At 39.5% G+C, this 12,510-nt stretch carries 11 protein-coding genes and 1 pseudogene; 3 read left to right on the forward strand and 9 right to left on the reverse strand.

Annotation, left to right across the window (positions count from 1 at the left end; all coding sequences use genetic code 11):
- Nucleotides 1-214: 214 nt before the first annotated feature.
- Complete coding sequence (locus A361_RS26965; protein WP_019382832.1) at nt 215-637, reverse strand: NUDIX hydrolase; 423 nt, start codon at nt 635-637, stop codon at nt 215-217.
- A 569-nt stretch (nt 638-1,206) separates the two neighbouring features.
- On the opposite strand from A361_RS26965, the gene A361_RS30115 reads away from it, so the two are divergent.
- The 3 genes and pseudogenes from A361_RS30115 to A361_RS29615 form a co-directional block, all read left to right on the forward strand.
- Nucleotides 1,207-1,383, forward strand: a complete 177-nt coding sequence (locus A361_RS30115; protein WP_019382834.1) for a hypothetical protein — start codon at nt 1,207-1,209, stop codon at nt 1,381-1,383.
- The gene (locus A361_RS26970) at nt 1,376-2,896 is read left to right on the forward strand and encodes a recombinase family protein (RefSeq protein ID WP_019382835.1); all 1,521 of its coding nucleotides are present in this window, start codon (nt 1,376-1,378) and stop codon (nt 2,894-2,896) included. The genes A361_RS30115 and A361_RS26970 overlap by 8 nt, the downstream gene beginning before the upstream one ends.
- Nucleotides 2,897-2,965: 69 nt before the next feature.
- A pseudogene (locus A361_RS29615) lies at nt 2,966-4,015 on the forward strand (recombinase family protein); the annotation flags it as partial.
- A gap of 603 nt (nt 4,016-4,618) precedes the next feature.
- Here the strand turns inward: A361_RS29615 and rlmH are convergent.
- The 8 genes from rlmH to yycF all read right to left on the reverse strand — a co-directional run bounded on the left by rlmH (nt 4,619) and on the right by yycF (nt 12,426).
- On the reverse strand, nt 4,619-5,098 hold the full coding sequence (rlmH, locus tag A361_RS29620) for a 23S rRNA (pseudouridine(1915)-N(3))-methyltransferase RlmH (RefSeq protein ID WP_009332442.1): 480 nt from the start codon (nt 5,096-5,098) through the stop codon (nt 4,619-4,621).
- A gap of 80 nt (nt 5,099-5,178) precedes the next feature.
- Nucleotides 5,179-5,340 carry a CxxH/CxxC protein gene (locus A361_RS26980; protein WP_009332445.1) on the reverse strand — a complete coding sequence of 54 codons (162 nt, stop codon included), beginning with the start codon at nt 5,338-5,340 and terminating at the stop codon, nt 5,179-5,181.
- Nucleotides 5,341-5,496: 156 nt separating this feature from the next.
- Nucleotides 5,497-6,726, reverse strand: a complete 1,230-nt coding sequence (locus tag A361_RS26985; protein ID WP_009332447.1) for a S1C family serine protease — start codon at nt 6,724-6,726, stop codon at nt 5,497-5,499.
- 237 nt (nt 6,727-6,963) lie between these two features.
- The gene (locus tag A361_RS26990; RefSeq protein WP_009332448.1) at nt 6,964-7,758 is read right to left on the reverse strand and encodes an MBL fold metallo-hydrolase; all 795 of its coding nucleotides are present in this window, start codon (nt 7,756-7,758) and stop codon (nt 6,964-6,966) included.
- 7 nt (nt 7,759-7,765) lie between these two features.
- Nucleotides 7,766-8,572 carry a two-component system regulatory protein YycI gene (locus tag A361_RS26995; protein ID WP_009332450.1) on the reverse strand — a complete coding sequence of 269 codons (807 nt, stop codon included), beginning with the start codon at nt 8,570-8,572 and terminating at the stop codon, nt 7,766-7,768.
- Nucleotides 8,559-9,887 (reverse strand): YycH family regulatory protein, encoded by a 1,329-nt coding sequence (locus tag A361_RS27000; RefSeq protein WP_009332452.1) that lies wholly within the window; start codon nt 9,885-9,887, stop codon nt 8,559-8,561. Before A361_RS27000 ends, A361_RS26995 begins: the two co-directional genes overlap by 14 nt.
- Nucleotides 9,884-11,707: a cell wall metabolism sensor histidine kinase WalK gene (gene walK, locus A361_RS27005; protein WP_009332453.1), complete on the reverse strand. Its 1,824-nt coding sequence runs from the start codon at nt 11,705-11,707 to the stop codon at nt 9,884-9,886. The genes A361_RS27000 and walK overlap by 4 nt, the downstream gene beginning before the upstream one ends.
- An 8-nt stretch (nt 11,708-11,715) precedes the next feature.
- Nucleotides 11,716-12,426 carry a response regulator YycF gene (gene yycF / locus A361_RS27010; protein ID WP_009332454.1) on the reverse strand — a complete coding sequence of 237 codons (711 nt, stop codon included), beginning with the start codon at nt 12,424-12,426 and terminating at the stop codon, nt 11,716-11,718.
- Nucleotides 12,427-12,510 lie beyond the last annotated feature (84 nt).

Below are 12,510 nucleotides of genomic sequence, written 5' to 3' on the forward strand. Positions count from 1 at the left end.
AGAAATGGAAATGTAAGACCATGAGTAATTATATTGTACATCCCGCTAATAAATAGAAGAAGGCAGCTAATTATACTAATAAGATATCTTATCAAATGTTTTCCCCCTTAACTATTTGTTCTAGCTTAAATTATTTAGTAAGTGATTTGTTATGATTTTTCTCCACGGTAAATGAACCACTTATTGATACAATCACTTTTCAAGGAAGATGATATTAATTCAATACTTCTATAGAGAAAACATTATTTTTCTCAAAATCAGTTATTATTTCCGGAGACAATAGTAATCTCAATTGTTCTTTAGTGGCCCACTTGAAACTAGAATGTTCCTTAGAAAGAATAGCATTACTACTATCGCTACTACATAGATAAGTCAAAATAACAACTTGTCTTGTTGGATCAGTTTTGAAGGTAGTAGCATATAAAAGTTTCTCTACTGTAACAGATAATCCTACTTCTTCTTTAATTTCTCGTAAGAGTGCAGATTCTAACTCTTCTCCAAACTCTATTTTTCCACCAACACATTCCCAAGTCCCGCCGCCGATTTTATCTTCTTTTGCACGTTGAACTATTAATACCCTGCCTTCATTTACAATAACACCTTTAAGAGCAACAACTATTTTATTTGAGCTTTTCATTCTTCATACTCCTGTTTATATTCTTATCTCGGTTAGTAACTATGGGGCAAAATTTTGCACAACATCTCTGATAAACATAATTCCACCAATAGTAAGCAGAAACAGTATAACAGCTAAAGCTATGGCTATCTTTTTATTGTTTCTCTTTATAACAATTAGGATGATTAATACCATAAGAACTAAGAAAAATAGTAAAAAATACATATTCGCCCCCCTCATACTAAAAAGAATTCATAGAATTAAACATCTTGTTATTTTGCTTATATTAAAACATTGATGTAAATAAATAATCCACCCCGCTACACTGTGAACCGTTAGGGTGGATTATTTTGCTCTAAATCCACAATGGCCTTGCCATATGGAAGCAAAGGATTTAATCCCTCACTTTCCTTATTTTAACATTCTTAACCGATCTTTTCACCCATAAATACCATTATCTTTTTCTGAATATTTAAACTTAAAATTTTTATTCTTAATATCTTAAAATATTAAAATTTCGAAGGTACTATGTCTTTCAACCAGATATAGCCGGCAATTATTTGGATTTTTATATTCGAGGAAGATTAATTATGAAGAAGGAAATATCATCTGACTATAATTCATACTATGATTCATTTCTCATAGATAAGGACCAAGCTGAAATAAATGCTTCTGACTTTTTATATTATATTTCTGAACTAATTATTAAACATTCAATGACCCTAGAAAAAAAACTCATGAATGGAGAGAGTGTAGTTAATGAGTAAAAATAAAAAAAACATGAGAAATAAGGAAGTTCGTAGAAAAAAAAGAGCTTATGCTTATTTGAGAAAAAGCCCCAATAAATTTACTGATAACACATCAATTGAAAAACAACTTGAAGAAATTAAGAAATACTGTGAAGAAAATGATATTGAGTTAGTTGATACGTTTACTGATGATCTTAAATCAGGAAAATCGTTTGAAGGCAGAGATGGGTTTAAAGAAATGTACAATAATGTAATTAGATCGAAGGATAATGTAGACTATATCATTGTCTTCAAACAAGATCGAATTTCACGTGATACATTAGATACTTTGTATATTATGAAACGACTTAACTCAGTAGGAAAACACCTTATATCAATTAAAGACAATGTTAATACTGAAGATCCGGCTTCAAAAATTCTTGTTCATATATTAGCATTAGTAGCTGAACTTGAACGAGAATTTATTAACATGAGAACTTTCTCTGGTATGGAAAAGAGAGCAGAAGAAGGCAAATTTTTAGGTGGTAAAGTCTATGGTTATAAAACATCTAATAAAAAGTTAGTTATTGAACCTAAAGAAGCTAAAGTAGTGCAATTTATTTTTAAAAAATACGCAATTGAAAAGTGGGGCTATAAAAAAATTGCTTCATATCTAAACCTTCAAGGAATTAAAACAAAAAATAAGCAGTATTGGACCATTAATGCTGTCAAAACGATTCTAGAAAACCAAATATATATAGGAAATACCAAGTGGAGGGGAGAATACCGAAAAGGTGTCCATAAGAAAATTATTGAATTACCTCTTTGGGATCTAGCCCAAGAGACAATGAAAACAAGAAGTTATAAACAAGAAAAGGTTCATCCGGGTTCCTATCCACTATCAGGACTTTTAAAATGCCCTGAATGTGGGTCTTCTATGGTTCAAGGTAATAGCAGCTCTAAATATAAGTATTATCAATGCAGTAAAAATAAAAATAGTGGCAAGGCAGCTTGTTCATCAAACCTTGTAAAAAAGGAATATGCAGAAGAAACCATTTTACATGAGCTAAACAATTTTTTCCAAAATCTCAATCTAGCACCCTATATTAAATCTGCAACAGATTCATTACTGTGTTTTGAACTCGAACCTTTATATAAAGAGGCAGAGAAAATTGAAAAAGAAATAAAACATATTAATAAAAAGATGGAAACTGTCATGGACTTACTCGACGATGAAACTGTCCCATTCGACGAGAAAGTATTTAAAAATAGACTTTTGGGTTATCAAGAACAGTTAAATAAACAAAAATTAATACTAGAAGAAATTAATGTTCAAATAAGATTTAAAAAAAGTCAAATCTCCAACGAAATCATTGCTTACTCTGTAAAAAATTTTTCAGATTTATATGAAGTACTTTCTGATGAGGAAAGAAAATCACTGTGTCATTATATAATTAAGGAAATTCATATCTTTAAAGAAGAGAACACAAAACAGCGTAAAATAAAGAGCATAATTTATAATTTTAGTCCCGATAACTTGTCATTAGTATAGGAGAAAAGGAGAACTGTCCTTTCTCCTTTTTTTATTTTCGCTGTATCATTAATACAAGGAGGTAATGCAATGGAAATTCAAAAGGTAGCTATTTACGCACGTGTTAGCACCGAGGAACAAGCATCTGAGGGCTATAGCATTAGCGCTCAATTACAAACTCTTCGACAATACGCAAATCTTTATAATTGGGAAATCGTCGACGAGTATGTGGATGAAGGGATTTCTGGAAAGAATATCACCGGCCGCCCTGCTATGCAAAGACTTGTAGCAGACGTTGAACAGGAAAAATTTCAGGCGGTACTTGTATGGAAAATCTCACGTTTATCGCGGAATATGTTAGATACTCTTACTTTGTTAGACAAATTTGAAGATTACGGAGTAAAGTTTATCTCTTATTCCGAGAACTTTGATACCAGTAGTCCAATAGGCCGTCTAGTCGTTCAGCTGATGGCTTCTATTGCCGAAATGGAACGAAATACATTGTCTGAGAACGTTAAGCTTGGTATGAAACAACGAGCCTTAGAAGGTTCATGGAATGGCGGTGTTATATTCGGTTATGATTCTATTGAAAAGGAACTCGTAATAAACAAAGAGGAAGCTGAAGTAGTTAAACAGATATTCACTCTTTATTCCCAAGGAAAGGGCTTAAAAGCCATTGCAAATCAGCTTAATAAAAATGGGTATCGAACCAAACGTGATCGTCATTTTTCTATAAATGGAGTGGCAACTATTTTAGACAACCCAGTCTATAACGGAAAAATTAGTTGGTTAAAGGTTGAAAACTGGGATAAGAAGAGAAGAAGAGGCAGAAATGATAATCCTATTTTAGTAGAAGGTCAGCATGAAGCGATTATCAATGATGAACTTTGGAGTCTTGTTCAATCTCGTAGGAAAAGTAAATCGTTCAAGCAAAGACAATCCAACGAACCATTTCTATTGAGCAGTATCTTACGCTGTCCTGATTGCGGACAAGGGATGGTACCTTCAATTACTACTTACACTTTAAGTGACGGTACCAAAAGAAAGCACAGATATTATGTTTGCAGTGATTTTCACAACAAGGGATCAGCAGCCTGTAAAGCCAATTCAGTTAAAGCCTATGATGCTGAAAATGCTCTGTTCCAACGTATAGAGAGCTTTTTATCCAATAAACAAAGGTTTGATGAAACTATTAACTCACTAACTAAAACCTCAATTGATACCATTAAAATACTAAAAAAAGAACTGGAAGAAACTGATTCGAAGTTAGAAGAAACACTAGCACTTCAGAATAGATATTTAGAAGCTTTTGAACAAAATCTTTTTCCTGTTACGATTTTGCAAGAACGATTACAGCAAGTGGCTATTGAAAAGAGTGCAATTGAACAAAAGAGGAATAACTTAATAACGGAAATAAGTAAATCTGATACAAAAGTTATTCCTCCAGAATTGGTACATCTTCTATTAGGAAAATTTGTAGAAGTCTATAAGTCCTCTACAAGAGATAAACAAAAGCAATTGCTACAGCTGTTGGTTAAACAGATCACTGTTGGACGAACAAATGATCAGCTACGTCAAATTGATAAGGTTGAGCTTGAATTTGATTTTACGGAAGTTAACCTTTCAAACACATTTACACTTATCCACATGCTATATTTAGAAACAGAAAAAGAAGGCTTATCAACACCTTCTATTTCTGAATCAAATGGAAAATATCCACCTTATCTTCAACTTTTTTTGCCTCTATTTGTGGTACGGTTCCCCCCGATTAATCCGAAACGCCCGATAAACCTGCTCCAGCAAGATAAGCTTCATCAACTGATGCGGAAACGTCATCTTCGAAAAAGAAAGCTTATCATCCGCCCGCTGCAAAACCTCCTGGCTCAATCCAAGAGACCCGCCAATGACAAATGCAATTTTGCTTTTCCCATACGTAGCTAATTTATCAAGATTGTCAGCCAACTCTTCCGATGATTTCATTTTCCCTTCGATAGCTAGTGCTATAACATGAGCATCCGGATGGATCTTCGCCAGGATCCTCTCACCCTCTTTTTGCTTTACCTGAATCATTTCCGTTTCACTTAGTTCTTCAGGGGCTTTTTCGTCAGGAACCTCGATGATATCCATTTTGGCATAGGCTGACAGTCTTTTTAGATATTCGTCAATTCCTTGCTTCAGGTATTTTTCTTTTAGTTTTCCGACCGTAATAATTGAGATATTCACAGCATGTCCTCACTTTACAAACAAGATATCCACAGAAGTTATCCACATGTCCACATTTTTCATCCACATCTTGTATGGGATCATTCGTTCGCTACAACATATATTGCGTTATTTTGACAATATTCACAGGTTGTTGATAACTTTTTATCCTCTTCAAGTTTTGTTAATTGCGGGAATGTTTCGTACTCATCAACCACTATATCTATTGCCAGATCAACGTGTTCGTCACAGCAGTAAATCATTTTCAGCATGCTCCTTTTTAGGCTGGAAGCCTGTTTTTTTATCCGATCTGTGGATAATTTTTATTTTCTCGTATACATATAAGTTATCCACATCTCATCTTAACAAAACAATAAAAAACAGGAAAGCGATTTCCGCTTTCCCATTTAGTCGTTCCATTATAATGTCTCGCCGCTCAGCTTCATGGTTACTTCCTGAGTTTTCCCGTCGCGGTAAAACTTAATTTTCATCTGGTCGCCTACCGATTTCTTCGTATACAAATGCTGGCGCAATTCGATGATGTCATTGATTTCTTGTCCATCCATCTCGACGATGACATCCATTTCCTTCAGTCCTGCCTGTGCAGCTGGAGAGTTCGGTTCAACTGAAGTGATGGCCACACCAGATTTAACATCCTTAGGCAGTTTTAGCGCTTCCTGCTGGTAGTAGCCAGGAATCTCATTGACCGATGCCAGTTGTACGCCCATATACGGACGTTTTACCTCTCCGAACTTTTCGAGGTCATCAATGACTGGGCGTGCGTAGTTAATCGGAATCGCCAATCCAATTCCTTCTACCGCACTCTCAGCGATTTTCATGGAGTTGATGCCAATCAGCTGTCCGCTGATATTAACTAAAGCCCCGCCGCTGTTACCCGGGTTGATGGCGGCGTCTGTCTGCAGTACCTCAGCCTGCCAGTCAACTGTTCCATTCTGATCGATATCAACCGGGATGGCACGCTCCAGGCCAGAAATAATTCCCTGTGTGACAGAGCCTGAGAACTGTCCAAGAGGATTCCCGATCGCAATGACTGGTTCGCCTGGCTTCAGTTTTTCAGAATCGCCGAATTCGGCAACCGTCTTAATTTCCTTTGCTTCTACCTCAAGCACAGCAAGATCCGTCCAAATGTCGCTGCCAACCAGTCTTGCCGGGAGCTTGGTGCCATCCTGCAGACTTACCTCCAGCTCCTGAGCTCCTTCTACCACATGGTGGTTTGTAACGATGAAGGCTGTATTTCCTTCCTTCTTATAAATAACTCCGGAACCTGTTCCGGCTGGCTGGCCGGCACTGCCATTTCCCTCATTCGACCAAAAGCCGGCTGTCTGGATGTTCGTAATGCTTACGACCGCATCCCCGGCTTTGTCGACCGCCTTGGTTACATCTGTGGTCACATCAAGTGAGACATTCTGAACATTGGCGTTATTGTTATTCCCGGCTGCCTCATCCTGCAGCTCTTCATCCGGTTCAACCGTATAAGGGAGCACGTTGTAATCAGATAGCTTTGGCACCGCAACCACGACCAGGATGGCTCCTAATATGACTCCAACAAGGCTGGCCAGAAAATATCCGCCCTTGTTGCCTTTTTGCCCTTTATAACGGTTCTGATGATCTTGATCATAATAGCCCAAACTGCACCCATCCTTTCTTTCATCTGCAAAAACACTGGCTTTTAAAATATAAATGCTAAAATTTAGTCTTCCTTTATACCCAATATTATACTCTCCTGTTTTCAAAAATCTAATAAAAACGCACCTGCTTCAGCAATCTTACGACTTTGTTCATACTTTTTTAAGATTTTTTCAAAAAAGAAAAAGAGGAATACATGGAAACGGCTGTCTCTCTGTGTATTCCTCTTTATATTTTTATTAAACTGCCGTTAGGATTGTCGGAACCTTTGGATCTGTATCATAAAGGTCGAATTGTTCGCCGACAAGGATTCCGCGGCTTTCAAGTGTCTGGGATACGGACATTCTCGCCAGATCCTTGATATTGTTATCCTGGCTTAAATGAGCCAGATAAAAGCTCTTCGTCCGGTCGCCCGCCACTTCACTCATCGCAAGGGCGGCATCCTCATTGGATACATGGCCGACATCGCTTAAGATCCTTCTCTTAATATTCCACGGGTAGCGGCCCATACGAAGCATCTGGACATCATGATTGCTTTCAAATACATAAGCCTCCGCATTGGAAATCAGACCTTTCATGCGGTCGCTGACATAGCCTGTATCGGTGATCAGCACAAGCTTTTTCCCATTATGATGGAACACATAAAACATCGGGTCGGCTGCATCATGGGAAACCCCGAAGGATTCAATATCAAGGGATCCAAATGTTTTCACCGTTTCCATATCAAAATGGAACTTCTGGTCAACCGGGACTTGTCCAATCAGTCCGTCCATGGCCAGCCATGTTTTTTCATTCGCATAGATCGGCAGGTTATACTTCCGGGCAAGAATCCCGACACCCTTAATATGGTCACTATGCTCATGGGTCACCAGTATCCCTGATAGCTTGCCGATGTCCCGGCCAATATGCTGAAATAAACCTTCCATTTGCTTTCCGCTTAATCCGGCATCAACCAGAAAGGAATGTTCCTCCGTCTCGACAAAGATTGCATTCCCAGTACTGCCGCTCGCGAGAACGCTGAATTGTAAAGACATGTTCTCCTCACTCCACTATTTTTTTCTCTTCGTTGTTCAGCTTAATGATTTTCCCCTCAAAGGCATCAACAAATAAATTCTCCTCGTCATTAATGACAAATCGCCAGGCAGGCGTTAACAATTGCGAAGAGCTCAAATGCACAAAGGTAAAATAACCAAGCTCTACATTTGTAACTTTTGACTTCGGCTGCAGTGAGCCGTTCTTGTAAAGTGTTTCAACGGCCTTTATCGGCTGAATAACTTTTTCACTTTCTTCCTTCGACTCAATCTTTGTCAGGAGCGTCTGCTTATAAGAGACAATTTCATTTTCATCATTCAAATAAAATGTAAGCTCGCCATTTAAATTCATATAAAACATCTTGCCTTCAAATTCCTGATAATACGTGATTCTATTACTGTTTTCTGGTTTTTCCCAGAAGCGGTATTGGTCACCGAATAACACCCTGTTTTTGATAAAGGCAGATAATTCGGAAGGACTGAATTTATCACTGATCTTGATCGATTCGTCCAGGACTGAATTCAGAGTAGTCCCCTCTGTAATCGTAATTTCCTGGCCCTCCAGCCTTGTATCTCCTTCAAGATCTTCAATATCAAATTCAACCGGCTTAGCCCTCAAATACCGGTCTTTCGGGTTGCTTTTCGGCAGGGGCTCATCAAAGGTGATATCAGCATCCTTAAGCTGTTTTTCCAGGGTGGCCTGTGCAATCGGTTCAAATTCACTGGCCTCCTTCAATTTGAAAAACTCATACATCAAATAAATATCCAGGACCAGGAAGGTTAAAATAAAGATTGTTTTGATCTTACTCCAATCCATTATTCATGCCCCCTGTCTCATCAAGCGAAATGCTTTTCCAAGTTCCTTCATACCGGTAATACCAGGAAGGCTCCAGACGGATGAAGGTGGTCTGAGCTTCCTTGACCAGCATCATTTTATATCCCAGCTTTACATTCTCCAGTAATTCCGGCTCAAACCCTTCCAGACCTAACAAGTATTCCAAAACGCGGGTTCCGGAACTTAGAGATACTTCTGAGGGGGGTTCAGCACTTAGACCAAGCTGAAAATTGCTCCGATAATATTCATAAATCTCATTTTGCCCCCAAGTCTGGCGGATTTCGGATATTTTCGGATCATCACTGAAAATTGGATAACCTGAAGAATCATACATCCTGAATACCACTCTATGATTCAGCTCATCAATCTCCGCAAATTGGTAATTGTCTGTCCATCCCGAATGTCCGTTAATATAATCAATGCTCCTTTTCAGCAGGTCGCCTGAAGCAAAAGTCGGGTTATCCCCGGCAGCCGGTTTTATATATTGAAGGGTATTTTTGTCTGAGTTTACCCTCAATAAGCTTAAGGTATCATTATACTCATCCTCTGATTGCTGAAAGCTTTTCTGCACTACACTTGGGTCGCTGAATAAAGCATTTTTATATTGTTCAGAGTCCAATTTTTTCTCCAAATACTGATATCTCGCCATTTTTGTATCCTGTGAAGGCAGATAGATCGTTCTTTCATCAGATGGCTTATAAGCAAAATAGGCTTTATATTCAGGGTTGTACTCGGATAAATTGAAGAATTGGCTTTTGAAATTCTGAATAAAGGAAACAGGCACACGGCTCCTATACACCTGCCGGTTATCCAAAGAAACAAAATCGACTATTCCATCCTTTTTCTCCAATTGCCTAGTATCAATGACAATATGGTCAAACTGAAAATCAGGCAGATTCTTGTCAGCAATTTTAATTACTGATTTGTATAATTCAATCGGAACAGAATCCGGAAACGCAAGAACAGCTTTTCCTTCATCATGGAGAATGCCCGCTTCCTCTGTAATATTTTCAAAGTCAGCAAAATTCCAACCGCTGATTTCTTTCATGACTTTATCAATTTCGCCGGGGCTGACAGTTCCAAAAGTCTTTTTTTCCCCGAGATGGAATAAGAGAGTGTCCGGTCTCACAATCTGATTCACTTCTTTTTTTTCCGCTATTGTTACTTCCTGAACGGTATTTGATTCTTTTTCAATCCGTTCAAAGTTCGGCTGGTAGGTCCAAAGATTCCAGGTCAGGAGAGCGCTTGTCACTACTAGAATGGTCAGTATGATGGTTTTTATATTTTCATAACTCATTCCCAATCATCCTCTTCCGAGCGAACATATGGAAGGCTAAATGAAATCGTTGTCCCTTTCCCTTCTGTACTCGCTGCCCAAATTTTCCCGCCATGCGCTTCCACCATTTCTTTCGCAATGGCCAATCCGAGGCCTGTTCCGCCAAGCTTTCTTGTCCTGGCTTTATCCACCCGGTAAAAACGCTCAAAGATCTGATCAATATTTTCTTTCGGTATCCCCACACCCTGGTCTGAAACGCTGACAACAATAAATTCATCTTTTTCCTCAATGCTGAACGTAACCTTTCCGCCTTCCGGAGAGTATTTAAGCGCGTTTGAAATGATATTGTCCAGCACCTGGGTGAGCTTGTCTTCATCTATTTCCACAAAAGCCGAATGGTCCGGAAGCTTTCTTTCAAACGTAACATTCTGCTGCTTCGTCATTTCAAAACGGTCTATAATTCTATTATAGAAGAAAATGAAATCAGTCCAGTCCTTGGTCAAGCGGTAATCCTTGCTGTCCATTTTAGACAGCTGCAGCAGATCATTGACCAGGCGGATCATCCGCTCTGTTTCATTTTGGGTGACATCCAGGAAGTTTGGGGCAATCTCCTCATCTCTCCAGGCGCCTTCCGCAAGAGCCTCCAGATAGCTTCTCATCGTGGTCAGCGGCGTCCTGAGTTCATGAGATACATTCGCCACAAATTCGCGGCGTTCCATGTCAATTTTCTCCTGCTCGGTGATATCATGCAAAACGGTAATTAAGCCGTTAACAAAGCCAGTTTCTTTTTGGATAACCGAAAAGTTAGCGCGGAGAATCAGTGTTTTCGACTTGCTGCTGTAATCCAGGATGACCGAATCCCGCTCGTTTAATAGCTCTTCAAAGTTATAATCCTCTTCAAGACCAAGCAGGGAAACAATTGGGGAAGACAGGACCGTTTCACGTGAAACATTCAGCATTTTTGCTGCAGGCTCGTTAATCAAAATAACACGCCCTTTGCGGTCGGTTGCAATAACTCCATCCGTCATATAGGAAAGAACGGAGGATAATTTTCGCCGTTCGCCTTCTGTTGTAGCATGAGCTTCCTGAAGTTTCTTTGTTAAACTGTTAAAGGTAATGGCCAGCTGGCCAATTTCGTCATACCCATAAACCTTAACCTTTCGGGAGAAGTTCCCTTTTGCCATGGCAAGCGCCTGTTTCCGCATATCTGAAATCGGGCGTGTCACCGTCTGGGCAAGAAGTATGCCCAGGATCGCTGTGATAGCTAACGCAATGGCTATACCGGTAGTGAAAATATTATTAATCTCCCTCATCTGTTCATAGATGTTCTCGATTTTTGCAACCAGATAGATGGCTCCATTGACTTCTCCGTTATTTTTAATAGGTGTGACGAGAACCCATATCCGTTGTCCCTGCTCAACCAGATCCTCCGTTACCGGCTCCCTGGTGGCTATGGCCATCTTGATCAGATTGTCAGTAGACCTCCCCCCGACAACACCCTGATTATCAGGATCGGAGGTGCCAAGTATTTTCAGTGATTCATCAACCACACGGACTTCGGATATATCCGCCGAGTTGTAATCACTTAATAGCCTTCTGATATCTTCCTCCTGGGATGGGGTTTCCTCATCAGGAAGCCTTACCTTGGTCATTTGTTCCTCCACATAATAGCTAAGAAGATTGACCCTCTCCTGAATGGCATCTTTGAAATTTTCCTGTAAGGTCGATTCCAGCTGCCTGACAAAGTAGACCCCGATAATCTGCATGGCTACCAGGATGAGAAGAACATATATGATCACAAACTTCAAATGAATGGACCGAAAAAAACCAACCTTTTCCATGTACCCTTTTACTCCTGTTCAGGATTCCGCAAGTAATAACCGACCCCTCTTCTTGTCACGATCCATGTCGGGTGGCTTGGATTATCCTCGATTTTCTCCCGCAGTCTCCTTACGGTTACGTCCACTGTGCGGACATCACCATAATAATCATAGCCCCATACGGTCTGGAGTAGATGCTCCCTCGTCATGACTTGTCCAATATGCTTGGCCAAATAGTGAAGAAGCTCAAATTCACGGTGTGTTAATTCAATCGTCTCACCGCGCTTGGAAACCACGTAGGCATCCGGATGAATAATCAGGGAGCCAACTTCAATTTCATTGGATTCGTCCTCTTCTTCCGTCTTGGAAGCTATTTGCTGATGGCGCCTCATATTAGCCTTCACACGCGCAATCAATTCTCTCGTGCTGAACGGCTTTGTAACGTAGTCATCTGCACCGAGCTCAAGGCCTAAAACTTTATCAATTTCAGAATCCTTTGCTGTCAGCATTATGATCGGCATATCGTATTTCTTGCGCACTTCGCGGCAAACCTCAATGCCGTCCCGCTGCGGAAGCATGATATCAAGCAGAATCAGGTCCGGCTTTATTTCTTCTACTTTATCGAGTGCGTCATTGCCGTCATAGGCACACACCACTTCATAGCCTTCTTTTTTCAAATTGAACTGCAGTATATCTGCAATTGGTTTCTCATCGTCTACAACCAGAATTTTTTTATCCATACCTATCTCCTTTTTCTTGCTCATTTATTTATTTATTTATGGAGCAGTAGAAGTCAGTTTCATACATATGTTATCTACTTTACT

Source organism: Cytobacillus oceanisediminis 2691, from assembly GCF_000294775.2.
In the GTDB taxonomy this organism is placed as follows: domain Bacteria; phylum Bacillota; class Bacilli; order Bacillales; family Cytobacillaceae; genus Cytobacillus; species Cytobacillus pseudoceanisediminis.